This is a genomic window from Thiomonas sp. TH-17, assembly GCF_057473305.1.
Map to the genome: position 1 here is coordinate 1 of NZ_JBYCKI010000121.1, position 16102 is coordinate 16102.

Here is a 16102-nt window from a genome sequence, read left to right on the forward strand (position 1 = left end):
CGTGCTCCGCCGCAGCATCGTTCACTGGCTCAAAGTCCACGTCGTAAATCGAGATGTCGCCGATGCCGCCGTTGCGCCCATCCTTGCCGCGCCAGCGATCGACGAAGTAGATCAGGCTGTCGCCGATGCCCTTGATCGCCGGGATGTTCAGCTCCATCGGGCCGCTGCGGCTGTCGAAGCCCCAGGCGCCCAGTTCCAGAGCGCGTTTGTAGGCGGCGTTGGCGTCGTGCACGCGGAAGGCAATGGCGCAGATGCTGGGGCCGTGCAGCCGGGCGAAGCGCTGTGCGAACGAGTCTGGCTCGGCGTTGACGATGAAGTTGATGCCGCCCTGGCGCCACAAGGTCACGTTCTTGTGACGATGGCGGGCCACGGCGCGAAAGCCGAGTTGGGCGAACAGAGCGCCGAGCTTTTCGGGCTCCGGCGCGGCATACTCGACAAATTCGAAGCCGTCGGTGCCCATGGGATTCGAGGCGGAAAGGGAATTCATACGGTGGTCTCCTGCTTTTGGAATGCACAAACTGTAGGCCAGCACTCGCGCAGGGTTTCAGCAAAACTCGCGCCATTTTGGCGTATTGCGGGAAAATCCTGCGCGCATCAGCCCGTACGATCCGATAAGCTGCAAATATCCGCAACCCACTATCTAATCCGAGCGAAGGCCCGCCCATGAACCGCCCGCCCATGAGCCGCGTATGGGACATTTCCCCGACCGTCTCGCCCTCCGCCCCGGTGTTTCCAGGCGACGAGCCGTTTTCCCTGGAGTGGACGGCGCGGCTCGGCCCCGGCTGCCCGGTCAATCTCAGCGCCGTGCGGTTTTCGCCCCACGTTGGCGCGCATGCGGACGCGCCGCTGCACTACGCGAACGACGGCGCGAGCATCGATGAAGTGGGTCTTGCGCCCTATCTGGGCCCCTGCCGGGTGATTCACGCCCTGAATTGCGGCGCGCTGATCGACATCACCCATCTGCAACATGCCGCAGCAAACCTGCCCCCGCGCGTGTTGGTACGCACCCGCCACCGCGCGCTGACGATCTGGTCGGAAGATTTCGCGGCGTTCGCTCCCGCGACGGTGAGCTGGCTGGCCGCGCAGGGCGTGACCCTCATCGGGCTCGACACCCCGTCGGTCGATCCCGCAAGCAGCAAGACACTCGACAGCCACGCCCAACTCTTGCGGCATGAGCTGCGCGTGCTCGAAAACCTCGTGCTCGATGACGTTCCCGAAGGCGACTATGAGCTCATCGCCCTGCCCCTCAAACTGCAAGGCGCCTGCGCCTCGCCGGTGCGCGCCGTGCTGCGCGAACTTTGATCTCCTCCTCATGTCTATGCCTACGCTTCAACGCCAAGACGGCCTCGCGCTCGACGCCGCCGATTCCCTCGCCCCGCTGCGCGAGCAGTTCACCCTGCCCGATGACGTGATCTACCTCGACGGCAATTCGCTCGGCGCCCTGCCCCGGGCAACCGCCGCGCGGGTGCAGACCGTGCTTACCGAGGAATGGGGAGAAGGCCTGATCCGCAGCTGGAACACCGCGGGCTGGATCGATCTGCCCCGGCGCGTGGGCAACAAGATCGCCCGCCTCGTGGGCGCCGCTCCAGACGAACTGGTGGTGACCGACTCCACCTCCATCAACCTCTACAAAGTGCTCAGCGCCGCGCTGGCCATCGCTCGCGCCGACGCCCCGCAGCGCCGCGTCATCGTGTCCGAGCGGGAAAATTTCCCGACCGATCTCTACATGGCCCAGTCGCTCGCCGCGCAGCACGGCATGCAGCTCGAACTCGTGGAGCAGGGGCAGGCCCTGGGCCGACTGCGCGACGACGTGGCCGTGCTGCTGCTCACGCAGGTGAACTATCGCAGCGGTGCGCTGTACGACATGGCCGCGGTCACCGCTGCGGCCCACGCAGCGGGTGCGTTGACCGTGTGGGATCTGGCGCATTCCGCCGGGGCGGTGCCGGTCGATCTCAACGGCGCGCAAGCCGATTTCGCCATCGGCTGCGGCTACAAATACCTCAACGGCGGCCCGGGTGCGCCGGCCTTTGTCTGGGTGCATGCGCGCCATGTCAACCGGGTGGAACAGCCGCTCTCCGGTTGGCACGGCCACGCGGCGCCCTTCGTCTTCACCCCCGGCTACCAGCCGGCGCAGGGCATTGCGCGCTACCTCTGCGGCACGCCGACCCTGCTTTCGCTGGCCGCGCTCGACTGCGGTTTGGACACGCTGCTCGCCGCCGAGCCCATGGGCGGCATGCAGGCGCTACGGCGCAAGTCTCTGGCGCTCAGCGACCTGTTCATCCGCCTCGTGCGCGAACAACTGAGCGCGCATCCGCTCACCGTCGCCACCCCGCTCGACGTCGCCCGGCGCGGCAGTCAGGTCTCGCTGAGTTTCGACGGCGATGGCTACGCCGTGATGCAGGCCCTGATCGCCCGCGGGGTGATCGGCGACTTCCGCGCCGGCGACAAAACCCGGGGCGACGCCGATCTGCTGCGCTTCGGTTTCACCCCGCTTTACCTGCGCCACGTCGATGTGTTCGACGCCGTGCAGACGCTACGCGACGTACTCGACAGCGGCCTCTGGCGAGAAGCGCGATTCGCCCGCAAGGGAGCCGTGACATGAGCCCACCCCGAAACCCTTCGCTTCGCTCGGTTCTCCCCTCAAGGGGCAAGAAACTCTTGGGACGGCCCGGCGAGTTTCTTGAGAATTCTTCGGGCGAGGAGATCGTGCACGAAGAAGGCGCGCAACTCGATTTTTCGCAGTCGATGAGCTACGGCGACTACCTGCACCTCGACGAGCTACTCGGCGCGCAGCACCCGCTTTCGCCCACGCATAACGAGATGCTGTTCATCATCCAGCACCAGACCAGCGAACTCTGGATGAAGCTGATGCTGCACGAACTGCACGCCGCGCTCGACGCCGTGCGCGCCGACGCGCTGCAGCCGGCGTTCAAGATGCTGTCGCGCGTGTCGCGCATCATGGAGCAGCTCGTCCACGCCTGGGATGTTCTCGCCACCATGACGCCCAGCGAATACACCGCGCTGCGGCCGTATCTGGCCAGTTCCAGCGGCTTTCAGAGCTGGCAGTACCGCTGCATCGAGTTCCGGCTGGGCAACAAAAACGCAGCCATGCTGCGCCCGCATGCCCACCAGCCGGACCACCTCGCCACGGTAGAGGCCGCCTGGCGCGCGCCCAGCCTGTACGACGAAGCCCTGCGCCTGCTCGCCCGCCGCGGCCTGCCCATTCCCCAGACCCGCCTCGATCGCGACTGGACGCAACCGTATGCCGCCCACGCAGAAGTGGAACAAGCCTGGCTGACGGTGTACCGCTCGCCCGAAGATCATTGGGACCTTTACCAGCTCGGCGAAGAACTGGTCGATCTCGAAGATGCGTTTCGCCTTTGGCGCTTCCGCCACGTCACCACCGTCGAGCGCGTCATCGGCTTCAAGCGCGGCACGGGCGGCACCGGCGGCGTGCCTTATTTGCGCAAGATGCTCGACACCGTGCTGTTTCCCGAGTTGTGGACCCTGCGCACCGATCTGTGAGCCCGCCCGTCATGCGCAAACCCCAGACTGAAGCCATCGACCGCATCGACCGCAGGCTGCTGGCCCTGCTGCAAGCCGATGCACGATTGACGCAGGAAAAGCTGGCCGAGCAGATCGGGCTCTCCGCTTCGGCCGTTCAGCGACGCATCCGGCGGCTGGAGCAGATCGGGGTCATCGAGGGCTATCGCGCCATCGTCAGCCCGCGCGCACTCGGCCTCAGCCTGAGCGCCCTGCTCAGTGTCCGCCTTGAGAAACACCGCGCCAGCAACCAGCGTTCGCCGCAGGAAGTGTTTCGCGCCGCCGTCCAAGGCTGGCCCGAGGTGGTGGAATGCCTGGCGATGACCGGCGAGATGGACTACCTGCTGCGCGTGCATGTGCAAGACATGGAGCACTACGCCCACTTCGTGCTCGAAACCCTGCTTAAACACGAAAGCGTCGAAGACGTGAAATCCAGCTTCGTGCTCGCCGAGGTCAAGCCCTTCACCGGCATTTCAGTCTGAACGTCTAAACGGTTTAAGCGGCTTGAGCGGGATTGTGTCCGCCGACAGGCGAAAACGTGAGCAGGTCTCAGCAATCAGACCTGCCGGGCATAGCTGCCGAGCAAGGCCCGCTCCAGCGCCGCGGTTTTGCGCTCGAACTGGGACGACGCGATGAGCGAACGCTCGATCAGCCCCGCACGCACGGCAGTGGCGTACTGATCTCGCAGCGCGTCGAACGGCCAGTGCAGCACCTGCCGACTGACCGCATCGGCCGACCCTATCCAGCCATCGGACAGGGCCAGCCACGGCGCAGGCGCCGAGTCTTGCTGCGTCGCAACAAAAGACGTCACCATGAATGGCGCTCCGTTTGATTTCGCGCCACATCGGCCCAGGTCCAATCTTGGGCATGGGAGCCGCGCAATTCCAACTCGCGCACGCGGCGTTCGAAGTCACAGGCGTCAACGGATTGGGCAAGGTAGTGTTCGTCTGCGCTCTGGTGCGCCTCAATGCCGGACAGAAGTTTGTCGAGAAAATGCTTGAAGTGATTCATGATGAGGTGCGGGTGATTCCTTGTGGGAACAGCCGCAAAAGAGTAAGGGATAACCCTAATCTTAGCCCGATTGCGAGCGAATTGCCATATCAGCGCAATTGAATGTTGCGTTGCAGCATCACTAAACCATTTTCTTATCAGAACGCGGTGAATCCCCCTTCGCTGGCCAACAAACCCGCGCCCGGCATCTCCTGTGCGCCTTGCCGCTTGCGCTCTGCACGCGACAGCACGACAGGAACGCGCTCGCCATTCAGGCGGAACTGCACCATGGCCTTTTCGAGAAACTTCGCCTGCTCGCTCAAGTCTTCCGACGTCGCGGCCAGTTCTTCTGAAGCCGAGGCGTTGTGCTGCGTCACCGTGTTCAGTTGCGCGACAGCCTGAGAGATTTGCTGAACCCCCGTGGCCTGCTCGCTTGACGCCGCGCTGATTTCCTCCACGAGCTGCGAAGTCTTGGCAATGGCGGGCACGATCTCCTGGAGCAGATCACCCGCCCGCTCGGCTTGGTGAAGAGTGGAGGTCGCCAGTTCGCTGATTTCGCGCGCGGCTGCCTGACTTTTTTCGGCCAGCTTGCGCACTTCGGCCGCAACCACCGCAAATCCCTTGCCTTGCTCTCCGGCCCGCGCGGCTTCAATCGCGGCGTTGAGGGCCAGCATATTGGTCTGGTAAGCGATGTCGTCGATGATGGAAATCCGCTCGGCGATGCTCTGCATGGCCTGCACCGTTTGCGCCACCGCCGTGCCGCCTTCGCTCGCCTGATGCGCGGCGGCCTGCGCAAGGGTGTTGGTCTGCCGGGCGCTCTGGGCATTTTGTTCGATGGAGGCGCCCGTCTGCTCCAGCGTGGCCGACGTCTCTTCGACCGAGGCGGCCTGCTCCGACGCGGCCTGAGCCAACCCTTGCGAGGCCGAGGCGATTTCCTGCGAACCCGTCGTGATCTGCGCGGCGGCGGCGCGAATGTCTTGCACCATGCTGCTGAGGTTGCCGCGCATGGTGTCCAGCGTCTGGCGCAAACGGTTTGCGCCACGCGTGTCGGTGGACACTTCTCCCAAGATCAGATCGCCCGCGGATACGGCTTCCATCTCTTTTTGCAGCGCATCGATGGGCTGCAACAGTTGACGCCGCACGGTCCAGGCCAGCGATGTCAGTCCGCCCATCAGGACGACCGACAGGGCCATCTGCAGTGCGCTGATCGCCAAGCCTGCAATTTGCAGATAGCCAGCTTGCTCGGCCCCGCCAAGCGCCAACATCAACAGGGCGATGAGCAGCAAACCCGCGCTGAAAAAGGAAACGGCCCGCTGTTGCAACACCCGCGCACCCTCGCGCAGCCACCCGCGCAAACCGGTGCGCGCTGGCTTTCCATGCCGAACCGTCCAGCCCTGCGCGCGGCCTTCTCGCAACGAAGCGTAGAACTCTTGCGCCGCCCTCACCTGCTCGCGGCTGGGGAGCACCCGCAGTGACATATAGCCCACCATCCGGCCCTCTTCCCAGATGGGATTGGCGTTGGCCTGAACCCAGTAGAAATCGCCGTTCTTGCAACGATTCTTGACCATGCCCTGCCACGGCTTGCCGGCTTGCAGATGGCGCCACATGTCATCAAACGCCTCGGGCGGCATGTCCGGGTGGCGCACGATGTTGTGGGCGGAACCCAGCAATTCGTCCTCGGAAAATCCGCTGATCTCCAGAAAGGGCCGATTCACATAGGTGAGCCGCCCCTTGAGATCCGTCTTGGAGACGATGTATTCGTTTTTCCCAAACAGACGCTCGGTCTGGGTGACGGGCTGGTTGTTGCGCATGGTTCCTCCTGCCGCATGCTGGAGAACTTTTTCTGCATGACACGCGGCATATTCGAATATCTAGATGACGACACCCCAAGAAGCTCGCTTGAGGCGCATCTCACAGTTGTTTGATCTAGATCATGCCAATCAGGTAGCCGCTCATCGGCCTGACACAATGCTGCGGTTGGTTCTACGGGTGAATTTGAATGCCCTCGTCCAGTTCACCGTAGAGGATGACGCCGGAATGATGATCAGACGACGCCCCCGGCGCAGCGCAAGCGCTCAGACAAAGACAGGCCAGCGTGAGCCAGATCAAAAGTCTCATGAGTCGGTTCCTTTTCCTCGCCCGGTGCCCATTGCCCACGGAACGGTTTTCCCCTCGCGGGAGCGGCCCAGCAAAAAAACCTGGCACCCCTTAGAATCCGGGTTAACCCTAGACTTACATAGGTGCCATCATGGGCATAGTGAAACAAATTCTCAATTTCCTCTTCGGCTCAAACGGCAGCTCTGCCGAGACGATCCGACTTTTTGCCGTGCGCACAACCAGTCTGAATGAGCTGGAGCACATGCTGCGCGACCGTAGCGCGCTTCATCGGCATTGACGCGAAGATCATCTCCGCGCAAGGCAACGCAGCCTAGCGACGCCACCCTGCCGCCGTCACTCCACCAGTTTTTCCAGCTTGGCTTTGTCGAAATGCTCGGTGCGCAGCGCCTCGGGCGGACAGGCCTCGGCCGGGCAAACACCATGCCGCTCAAGCGCCTGCCAGAGCAGCGCGACCTGATGTTCGAGCTGCGCGGCATGGTCGATCAACCCGAGCACCGCGCGTGATTGCGGGTCGTCACCGTTCTGAGTGACGGCATAGGCGGAAAACCCCATGCGCGCCGCCGTGGCCTCGCGCTGCTGGTCTACCTCTTTCTGGAGGATGCGCGCGGGGTTACCCACAGCGGTCGCCCCGGCTGGAACCGCCTTGACGACCACCGCGTTCGAGCCGATGCGCGCGCCCTCGCCCACGGTAAAGCCGCCGAGCACTTGCGCCCCGGCACCGACCACCACACCCGCTTCCAGAGTGGGGTGCCGTTTCGCGCCTTTGTAGAGCGAGGTGCCGCCCAGCGTCACGCCTTGGTAGATGGTGCAGTCGTCGCCGATTTCCGCCGTTTCACCGATGACCACGCCCATGCCGTGGTCGATGAACACGCGCCGACCAATGGTGGCCCCGGGATGAATCTCGATGCCGGTGAGCCAGCGCCCCCAGTGCGAAATCCATCGCCCAAGCCAGTGCCAGCCGCGCTTCCAGCAGCCATGCGCCATGCCGTGAAACAGCAAGGCGTGCAGGCCCGGATAACAGGTGACAACCTCCCAGGTCGAACGCGCGGCAGGGTCGCGCTCCAAGATGATCTGGATGGTCTCACGCAATCGTTGCAGCATGGATCGGTCGCTTTGCAGCTAGTGAAGGGAGAGTTCAGTGTATTGAACCCTGATTTTCCATGCGTCGGCATCAGCCCTTCGGCACTTTGCGAAGTACGGCGGTGCACACGCCGCGCAAAATCTGCACTTCGTCACGCGTGAGTTCCGCCCGCGAAGCCAGGCGCTGCAACCTCGGCAGCAGTTTGCGCGGCGCGTTGGGGTCGAGCACCTCCAACGCCAGCAAAGCCTGCTCAACATGCGCCAGCATCCCCTGCACCTCTCCCGCCGTCGCCGCCACGCTTTCGGCCTGCGCAGGCTGCACCGCATGCAGCCCGACCCCTTTACGCCACTCCCACGCGATGACCTGCACCGCCTGCGCGAGATTGAGCGAGGTGTAGGCCGGATTGGCGGGAATGCTCAGCAGGGCATCGCAGCGATACACATCGGCGTTGCTCAGCCCGAAGCGTTCGCTGCCGAAAACAAAGGCCACGCGCCGCCCCTGCTCCGCACTTCGCCGCGCCAGTTGGGGCAACCACTCCGGCGTGTGCAGCGGAGGGCCGAAATCGCGCACCCGCGCCGACAGCGCCACGACCACGCCACAGTCCGCCACGGCGTCATTGAGTTCTCCGTGCACTTGCGCCGCCTTCAGCACATCTTCCGCGCCGCTGGCGAAGGCCAGGGTTTCGGGCTGCGCGAGCACATCGGCAAAGCGCGGAGCGACCAGCCTCAGGTTGGCGAAACCCATGTTCTTGAGGGCGCGCGCCGCCGCGCCCACATTGCCCGGATGACTGGTGCCCACGAGCACGAAGACCGTGTCATCCAGCGACGGTGCACACGCGGCCGCCTCGGCGTCGATAAAATGCGCATCTTTCATCTGTTCTTTGTCACTTCCCGAAATTTCTCGCGCCATTGTCGTTGCTGGCGCTCAGGACACCATGCACCCCATGCTCAATGTGGCCGTTCGCGCAGCGCGCGAAGCCGGCAAAATCATCAACCGCGCGAGTCTCGATATTGACCTGCTGCGCGTCGCGCAAAAAGCCGCCAACGATTTCGTGACCGAAGTCGATCGCGCCGCCGAGCAAGCCATCATCGACGTGCTGCTCAAGGCCTATCCGCAGCATGGCATTCTGGGAGAAGAGACTGGCAGCGCCTTCGGCGATGCCTCGTCGGAATATCAGTGGATCATCGACCCGCTCGATGGCACCACCAACTTCATCCACGGCATGCCGGTGTACGCCGTCTCCATCGCACTGGCCCATCGCGGCGTGGTGCAACAGGCCGTGGTTTACGACCCGACGCGCGACGAACTCTTCACCGCCACACGCGGCGCCGGGGCGTTTCTCAACAGCCGCCGCATCCGTGTCTCCAACCGAGTGCGGCTGGAAGACAGTCTCATCGGCACCGGGTTTCCGTTCCGCAAGAACGACGACATCGACACCTATCTCGAAATGTTCAAGCTCGTGGCGCAGCGCTGCGTCGGCCTGCGCCGTCCGGGCGCTGCCGCCATCGACCTGGCCTACGTGGCGGCGGGGCGCTACGACGGATTTTTCGAAACCGGGCTCAAACCCTGGGACATTGCCGCCGGCAGTCTGCTGATCACCGAGGCCGGCGGCCTGGTGGGCAATTTTGCCGGCGATGGCGACTTCCTCTTCACAGGTGAAGTGCTGGCCGCTACGCCCCGCGTCTATGGCCAGATCGTCAGCCTGCTGCAGCGGTTTTCCAAAGTCTCCGCGGCAGAATCGGGGCGCCGCGCCGAGCCCGATGCCTCTACGACCGCCGCCCAAGTCGAGCTGATGACTGCTGCGGCCGACAAAAAGTCGGGCACTCTGGCCGTGCCCGAAAGTAAGCGGGTGAAAGCTGCTCCGCGCCGCATCAAAGCCAGCGACGTCGCCCAGCCGCGGCAAACCGAAAAATCGTTTCCCCCTTCCGTCTACAAGCCCAGGCGCCCCAAGGAATAGCGCGGCAACTCATTGAAATTATTGAGATTTCAATAAATTTGCTGCAATGCACAAATTTTTCTTGCAATTCAGAAGGTCGTCTCTACAATAGTGATTGTGCAGTGCACAAATGAACCTGAGCAGGCCGTCATCTTCGTGACACCGTTGCGGGTTCAAAATGTGTTGGCTGCCGCCCCTTTAGCAGTTCAACCGCAGCCAACGCCCTCAACCCAGGAGAGACATCATGATGACCCCCGAGCAATTCGCAGCAGCGCAAAAAGCCCAGTTCGAAACCTTTTTCGGTCTGGCCGCCAAGTCCATGGACAACATGGAAAAACTGGTTGACCTGAACATGCAGGCCGTCAAGACCTCTCTGCAAGAAAGCGCCGATCACACCATGGCGCTTCTGTCGGTCAAAGACCTGCAGGAACTGTCGACCCTGCAATCGGGCTGGATGCAGCCGATGGCCGAGAAGGTTCTGTCCTACTCACGTCATGCCTACGAAATCGCTTCTGGCGCCCAGGCCGAATTGGCCAAGACCGCTGAGTCGCAAATTTCTGAAACCCACAAGAAGTTCATGGACCTGGCCGAATCCGCCGCCAAGAATGCCCCCGCCGGCTCAGAAACCGCCGTGGCCATGATGAAAAGCGCCATGAACGCCGCCAACAACGCCTATGACTCGGTGCAGAAAGTCACCAAGCAGGCCGCCGAGGCAGTGGAAGCCAATATGAACGCTGTGACCAGCACCGCGATGAAAGCGGCGCAAACCACCGGCCGCACCGCCGCCAAGCGCGCCGCAGCCTGATCGTTCAGCCGGTTTTTTGCGCGGCGTGGCGGCTTGTCAACTGGCTTGTCAACTTTTGCCCCCACGCTGCGTTGATTGCACATGAGGCTGAGCGGCCGATTCAAAAAGCGCCGCCTATCGCCCAAACAGTTGTCTCCTCGGTACCCCAAAGGTACCCTTCCAGCCGGTCTCTGACCGGCTTTTTTTTGGCGGTCTTCAATTGCAAACTTGCCGATCAAGCTCACCCAGCAGGGCGCTCAGCGTTTGCAGGGTGGGCATGGGATGGTGGGCGAGGCGGGCCATTTCGAGCGGAGCGTGCAGCAGGGCGGCGATCTCCAGTGCGCGGCCGCGCTCCAGGTCTTGCAGGGTGGACGTTTTCACTGGGCCGATGCCGCGGGCGATGTCCATGCGCTGCTCGATGCTGACCAGCGGATCGCAGCCATAGGCCCGCGCCAGGCCCATGATCTCGGCCATGCCGTCGCGGATGAGGGCGACGAGTTCGGGGTTGTCGCAGATGGCGTTCATGCGCGCTCGCGTCAGCGCGGCGACCGGGTTGAAGGTGGCGTTGCCGATGAGCTTCATCCAGATGGCGTCGCGGATGCGGTCGGTGACTTCCGGCTCGCAGCCCGCCGCACGCAAGTGGTCGGCCAGCGCCTGCACGCGTGGGCTGCGCGTGTGTGTGGGTTCGCCGATCACATAGCGGTATTGCCCATTGCCACGAATCACGCCGGGGCTGGCTACCTCGGCGCTGGCGTGCACCACGCAGCCCACGAGATGCGCCGGGTCGATGGCGCCCAGCAAGCGGCCGCCGGGGTCGATGCTTTCCAGATGCGCAGTGCGCCTCTGCGCCGTGCGCGCCTGCGGGCTGGTGTCGGCGTGGAAATACCACCAAGGCACCCCGTTGATGGCGGGCAGCACAACCGTATCGGCGTGCAGCAAAGGGCGAAGCTGTGGCAGAACGGGGCCGAGTTGATGCGCCTTCAGACCTAATATCACGAGATCTTGCGGCGCGAAATCGGCCAGATCGTCGCTGGCCTGCACCTCCACACAAACGCGCTCTTGCGGGTCTTCCAGACACAGCCCGGCGCGTTGAATCGCCTGCAGATGCGCGCCACGCGCCAGCACGCTGACCGTGTGTCCGGCAGCCGCAAGCCGAACGGCCAGCGTGCCGCCCACGGCGCCCGCGCCAACGACCAGAATTTTCAAGGGTGATGCCATGCTCTTGCTCCTCGTAGCACGTTCAGCCGTGCGCAAATCGCCAACACTCCAACGACAATAGCACGCAAAAAACACCTCACATGCTGACACCGCGACAAGTCCTCGTTCTGCTCCACGGCCGCTACTTCACCGGCGGGCTGGTGTCGGCCGTGGGCGTCGCCCTGTTCGGCTTGGTGACTTACGCAATCGCGGGGTTGGGCCCTGCGATTGCACTGGGCAGCGGCGCGCTCACCGTGTGCTTCGCCGACAACCCGGCGCCCACCCGGGTCAAGCGCGTGGAGTTGTTGTTTACCAGCGTGGCGAGCACGGTTGCCTTTGCGCTGGTCGGCGCCAGCCTGTGGTGGCCTGCGGTGCAGATCGTGCTCATTCCCGTGCTGGGTTTTATCAGCGGGTTGATCGCCGTGTGGGGCAAGCGGGCGCTGGCGATGAGTTTCAGCGTGCTGTTCATTTCGGTCATCACCGTGGGTTCTCCGCCGTTGCAAGGCCCGGCGCAACTGGCGGCGGCCGTGGCGCTGTTTTTCATCGGCGCATTGCTCTACACCGCCTATGCCCTGCTGCTGGCGCGCTGGCTGCGCCGCCGCACCAAGGAGCAGGCGTTGGCCGAGTTGCTGGCGCAGCTCGGCCAGTTTGCGCATTGGCTGGCCAATCACTTCGGCGCGCAGTCTTCTGGATTGAGCGGCGCGGTCGCGCAACTCACCGCGATCAACGACACCTTGCAGAACACGCGCGACATCGTGCTGCGGGATGTGCGCACCGCGGCTGATCGCGCCCTGGCGGCGCGGCTCATTGTGCTGCTGGAGGTCAACGAAGCCCTGCTGGCCAGCCAGACCGATGGCGACCTGATTCTCAAGCAGTTCGACGCCACGCCCGTGCCCGATGCGCTGCGCGACTGGGCGCAGCGCATCGGCGATGCCCTCGACCAGCGCGCCGACGCCTTGTTGCGCGGCAGGCCGGCCAACACCCTGCCCGCCCACCTGCCCTGCGCGCAAACCATCGAGCACGCACTCGCCACCCTGCAGCCCAGCCAGCCCAGCGCCGAATTCGAGCAGGCCCGCATGGCCTTGCGCGCCAGTGCCGACAAGTTTCAGCGCATCAGCGATCTGCTCGCTCAAGAAAAACCCGTCGGGTCGCCGACTCAGCCCGATCCGCTGCAGGGCATGGATCTGCAGGCCTTTCTCAGCCCGCTGCGCTACGACCCGAACGCGCTATGGCAATCCATCCGCTTTGAATCACCCATCCTCCGCTATGCCATCCGTCTGGCGCTGGCCTTGTTCGCAGGCGAATTGGTGCTGCGCGCCCTGCCCTATCACCCGCACGACTACTGGGTGTTGCTGACCATCGGCGTGATTCTGCGGCCGAATTACAGCGTCACCCGCCAGCGCATCAAAGACCGCGTGCTGGGCACGCTGCTGGGCTGCATACTGGTCGCGGCGCTGCTCTCCACCCACCCATCGCTGGGGGTGATGACGCTGGGGGTGTTCGTCTCCCTGGCCTTTGCGCGCACCTTCATCACCCTCAACTACCGCTTCACCGCCCTGTTCGCCAGCGTCAACGCCCTGCTGCTCGTGGCCTTGCTGGAGCCGGGCAGCCAGTTTCTGGTCACTCAGCGCCTGCAAGACACGCTGATCGGCGCAGCTTTGGCCTGGGCTTTCAGCTTCGTGCTGCCGCGCTGGGAGGCCAACGATCTGCGCCGCCAGGTCGATGCCTTGCAGCGCGCCGCTCTGGGCTATGCACAGGCCGTGCTCGACCCGCAGCAGGTCAGCGACCTGAACTACCGCCGTGAGCGCAAACGCATTCAAGACGCGCTCGCCGCCGTGGGCGGCCTGCACGCCCGCATGCTGGAAGAGCCGCGCCAGCATCAGCACATGCGGCGCGAACTCGCCGCGTTCATCGCCCATAGCGATCTGCTCAGCGCCCACCTCGCCACCTTGCGCGTGATCAGAGCGCAGCGCGGCGACCGGGTGCTGCCTGCCGCCGAGCAGGCCCGCCTGCGCCATACCCTTGCCCTGCTTCAAGGCTGTCTCGGTCTCGACGGGCAGGCGACGTGCATCGAAGCGGCCGAAACCGGCGCCATCGACACCCCGATCGAGCGCCGCCTGCGCGAGGTGGAAGCGGAAGGGCGCACGATCGCCCGGTTGTCGCGCCAGATCCTTTCGCCCGTCGCCACCTAAAATACCCATTTGCGCGGCAACGCCCGCACGCCCCGGCGCTCCCGGCCGGGCGCACTCCACCCCGTTCACCATGACTTCCAAGCGCCGATTCTTCGTCACCACCGCCCTGCCCTACGCCAACGGCCCGTTCCACATCGGCCACATCATGGAATACATCCAGGCCGACACCTGGGTTCGCTTTCAACGCATGCAGGGGCACGAGGTGCACTTCGTCGGCGCCGACGACGCCCACGGCGCGCCCATCATGATCGCCGCCGACAAGGCGGGCAAGACGCCGCAGCAGTTCGTCGCCGACATCGCCGCCGGGCGGGCGCAATATCTCGACGGCTTTCACATCCGCTTCGACAACTGGCACAACACCGACGCGACGGAGAACCATCAGCTCGCGCAGGACATCTACCGCGCGCTGCGCAAGAACGGCCTGATCGCGATGCGCGACATCGAACAGTTTTTCGATCCGGTCAAAGGCATGTTCCTGCCCGACCGCTACATCAAGGGCCAGTGCCCCAAATGCGGCGCGGCCGATCAGTACGGCGACGCCTGCGAAGTCTGCGGGGCGGTGTACGCGCCCACCGAACTCAAGCATCCCTATTCCACACTATCCGGCGCCACGCCCGAGCTGCGCAAGAGCGAGCACTACTTCTTTCAGCTCTCGTCCGACCGCTGCGCCGACTATCTGCGCAACTGGACGCAGGCCACTAACGCCAACGGCCAGCCTCATCTTCAAACCGAAGTGCTCAACAAGGTGCGTGAATGGTTCACCACCGACGAAAACGGCCACGGCGGCCTGGCCGACTGGGACATCTCGCGCGATGCGCCCTACTTCGGCATCGAGATCCCTGACGCGCCGGGCAAATACTTCTACGTCTGGCTCGACGCCCCCATCGGCTACCTCGCCAGCCTGAAAAATCACTTCGACAAGGGGCAGGCCGCGCAACACTGGCACGCGCCTTCGCGCACCGCGCAGAGTTTCGACGCCTTCGTCGCCGACCCGGCGGTGGAGCAGGTGCACTTCATCGGCAAGGACATCGTGTATTTCCACACCCTGTTCTGGCCGGCCATGCTGCACTTCTCGGGCCGCAAGACTCCGAGCCAGATCAATGTGCACGGCTTCGTCACCGTCGGCGGCGAGAAAATGAGCAAAAGCCGGGGCACCGGCATCTCGCCGCTGAAGTATCTCGACATCGGCCTCAACCCCGAGTGGCTGCGCTATTACCTCGCCGCCAAGCTGACCTCGCGGGTGGAAGATGTGGATTTCACGCCGGAAGATTTTGTCGCCCGGGTCAACAGCGACCTCATCGGCAAGTACGTCAACATCGCCAGCCGCGCCGCCAAATTCATCAGCCAATACTTCGACGGCAAGCTGGGTTACGCCCACAACTCCGACAATCTGCGTGACGCCGCCAAGGCGCTCTCCGACGACGTGGCCGCCGCTTTCGAAGCGCGCGAATACGCCCGGGCGCTGCGAGAAATCATGGCCTACGCCGACCGCATCAACACCGCGTTCGACGCCGCCCAGCCCTGGATTCTGGCGAAAGACGAAGCCCGCCGCGCCGATCTGCAAGACGCCTGCTCGCAGGCCTTGGCCGGGTTCTGGCTGCTGTCGGTCATGCTCAGCCCGGTGCTGCCGGCACTCACCGCCCGCGTGGCGCGCGAGCTGTTCGGGCTGGAGCGCGATTTTGTCTGGGGCGACGCCACCGGACTGCCGCAACACGCCGCGCCCTATCAGCACCTGATGCACCGCATCGACCCCAAGCGCCTCGACGCCCTGTTCGAGACCAATCCGCCCGCAGCGCCAGTCGTTGCCAAGCCTGCCGCCCAAGCCATGACGCCCTCAGCACCGGCTACCGACGCCACGCAAGACCCCTTCATCACCATCGACGACTTCGCCAAAATCGATCTGCGCATCGCCCGCATCCAGCATGTCGAAGCCGTGGAAGGCTCGACCAAACTCCTGCGCCTCACCCTCGACGTGGGCGAAACCACGCCCGATGGACAGCCGCGCACCCGTAATGTGTTCTCCGGCATCTCCAGCGCCTACAAACCTGAAGACCTGATCGGCAAACTCACCGTGCTGGTGGCCAACCTCGCGCCGCGCAAGATGAAATTCGGCCTGAGCGAAGGCATGGTGCTGGCCGCCAGCGCCGCCGACGAAAAGGCGCAGCCCGGCCTCTACATTCTCGAACCGCACGCCGGAGCGCAGCCGGGCATGCGGGTGCGCTGAGATCCGCTTACCCCAGATCAGGCTGCAGCGGCGTAAA

At 64.1% G+C, this 16102-nt stretch carries 16 protein-coding genes and 1 pseudogene; 9 read left to right on the forward strand and 8 right to left on the reverse strand.

Features of this window, described 5'->3' with window-relative positions:
• Positions 1-487: pseudogene (locus AC2VLV_RS07215) on the reverse strand (4-hydroxyphenylpyruvate dioxygenase); the annotation flags it as partial.
• 191 nt (positions 488-678) lie between these two features.
• Between AC2VLV_RS07215 and kynB the strand changes: the two are divergent.
• The 4 genes from kynB to AC2VLV_RS07235 are packed head-to-tail and all read left to right on the forward strand — an operon-like array spanning position 679 to position 4025.
• Positions 679-1302, forward strand: a complete 624-nt coding sequence (gene kynB / locus AC2VLV_RS07220) for an arylformamidase (RefSeq protein ID WP_486989366.1) — start codon at positions 679-681, stop codon at positions 1300-1302.
• Positions 1303-1318: 16 nt separating this feature from the next.
• The gene (gene kynU, locus AC2VLV_RS07225) at positions 1319-2602 is read left to right on the forward strand and encodes a kynureninase (protein ID WP_486989367.1); all 1284 of its coding nucleotides are present in this window, start codon (positions 1319-1321) and stop codon (positions 2600-2602) included.
• Positions 2599-3525: a tryptophan 2,3-dioxygenase gene (kynA, locus tag AC2VLV_RS07230; RefSeq protein ID WP_486989331.1), complete on the forward strand. Its 927-nt coding sequence runs from the start codon at positions 2599-2601 to the stop codon at positions 3523-3525. The genes kynU and kynA overlap by 4 nt, the downstream gene beginning before the upstream one ends.
• A gap of 11 nt (positions 3526-3536) precedes the next feature.
• The gene (locus AC2VLV_RS07235; protein ID WP_486989332.1) at positions 3537-4025 is read left to right on the forward strand and encodes an Lrp/AsnC family transcriptional regulator; all 489 of its coding nucleotides are present in this window, start codon (positions 3537-3539) and stop codon (positions 4023-4025) included.
• Positions 4026-4099: 74 nt separating this feature from the next.
• Here the strand turns inward: AC2VLV_RS07235 and AC2VLV_RS07240 are convergent, their stop codons facing one another.
• The 4 genes from AC2VLV_RS07240 to AC2VLV_RS07255 form a co-directional block, all read right to left on the reverse strand.
• Positions 4100-4357: a hypothetical protein gene (locus AC2VLV_RS07240; protein WP_486989333.1), complete on the reverse strand. Its 258-nt coding sequence runs from the start codon at positions 4355-4357 to the stop codon at positions 4100-4102.
• Positions 4351-4554 carry a DUF3563 family protein gene (locus AC2VLV_RS07245; RefSeq protein WP_486989334.1) on the reverse strand — a complete coding sequence of 68 codons (204 nt, stop codon included), beginning with the start codon at positions 4552-4554 and terminating at the stop codon, positions 4351-4353. The genes AC2VLV_RS07240 and AC2VLV_RS07245 overlap by 7 nt, the downstream gene beginning before the upstream one ends.
• A 137-nt stretch (positions 4555-4691) precedes the next feature.
• Positions 4692-6344 carry a methyl-accepting chemotaxis protein gene (locus AC2VLV_RS07250; RefSeq protein ID WP_486989335.1) on the reverse strand — a complete coding sequence of 551 codons (1653 nt, stop codon included), beginning with the start codon at positions 6342-6344 and terminating at the stop codon, positions 4692-4694.
• Between the two features lie 172 nt (positions 6345-6516).
• Positions 6517-6651, reverse strand: coding sequence for a hypothetical protein (locus AC2VLV_RS07255; protein WP_486989336.1), 135 nt, complete (start codon positions 6649-6651; stop codon positions 6517-6519).
• A 130-nt stretch (positions 6652-6781) separates the two neighbouring features.
• Between AC2VLV_RS07255 and AC2VLV_RS07260 the strand changes: the two genes are divergently transcribed.
• Positions 6782-6928: a hypothetical protein gene (locus tag AC2VLV_RS07260; protein WP_486989337.1), complete on the forward strand. Its 147-nt coding sequence runs from the start codon at positions 6782-6784 to the stop codon at positions 6926-6928.
• Positions 6929-6984: 56 nt separating this feature from the next.
• Here AC2VLV_RS07260 and cysE read toward each other — a convergent pair whose 3' ends face one another.
• Together cysE and AC2VLV_RS07270 are read right to left on the reverse strand one after the other, a co-directional pair.
• Entirely contained in the window at positions 6985-7752 is a 768-nt protein-coding gene (gene cysE, locus AC2VLV_RS07265) for a serine O-acetyltransferase (protein WP_486989338.1), read from the reverse strand.
• 70 nt (positions 7753-7822) lie between these two features.
• Positions 7823-8605, reverse strand: coding sequence for an RNA methyltransferase (locus tag AC2VLV_RS07270; RefSeq protein WP_486989339.1), 783 nt, complete (start codon positions 8603-8605; stop codon positions 7823-7825).
• Between the two features lie 61 nt (positions 8606-8666).
• On the opposite strand from AC2VLV_RS07270, the gene AC2VLV_RS07275 reads away from it, so the two are divergent.
• Together AC2VLV_RS07275 and phaP are read left to right on the forward strand one after the other, a co-directional pair.
• Positions 8667-9689, forward strand: a complete 1023-nt coding sequence (locus AC2VLV_RS07275; protein WP_486989368.1) for an inositol monophosphatase family protein — start codon at positions 8667-8669, stop codon at positions 9687-9689.
• Positions 9690-9912: 223 nt separating this feature from the next.
• Positions 9913-10473 carry a TIGR01841 family phasin gene (gene phaP, locus AC2VLV_RS07280; RefSeq protein ID WP_486989340.1) on the forward strand — a complete coding sequence of 187 codons (561 nt, stop codon included), beginning with the start codon at positions 9913-9915 and terminating at the stop codon, positions 10471-10473.
• A 195-nt stretch (positions 10474-10668) separates the two neighbouring features.
• On the opposite strand, the gene AC2VLV_RS07285 is transcribed toward phaP, so the two are convergent.
• The gene (locus tag AC2VLV_RS07285; protein WP_486989341.1) at positions 10669-11670 is read right to left on the reverse strand and encodes a ketopantoate reductase family protein; all 1002 of its coding nucleotides are present in this window, start codon (positions 11668-11670) and stop codon (positions 10669-10671) included.
• Positions 11671-11750: 80 nt separating this feature from the next.
• On the opposite strand from AC2VLV_RS07285, the gene AC2VLV_RS07290 reads away from it, so the two are divergent.
• Complete coding sequence (locus tag AC2VLV_RS07290; RefSeq protein ID WP_486989342.1) at positions 11751-13841, forward strand: FUSC family protein; 2091 nt, start codon at positions 11751-11753, stop codon at positions 13839-13841.
• A 70-nt stretch (positions 13842-13911) separates the two neighbouring features.
• Positions 13912-16065: a methionine--tRNA ligase gene (gene metG, locus AC2VLV_RS07295; protein ID WP_486989343.1), complete on the forward strand. Its 2154-nt coding sequence runs from the start codon at positions 13912-13914 to the stop codon at positions 16063-16065.
• The last annotated feature ends 37 nt before the right edge of the window (positions 16066-16102 follow it).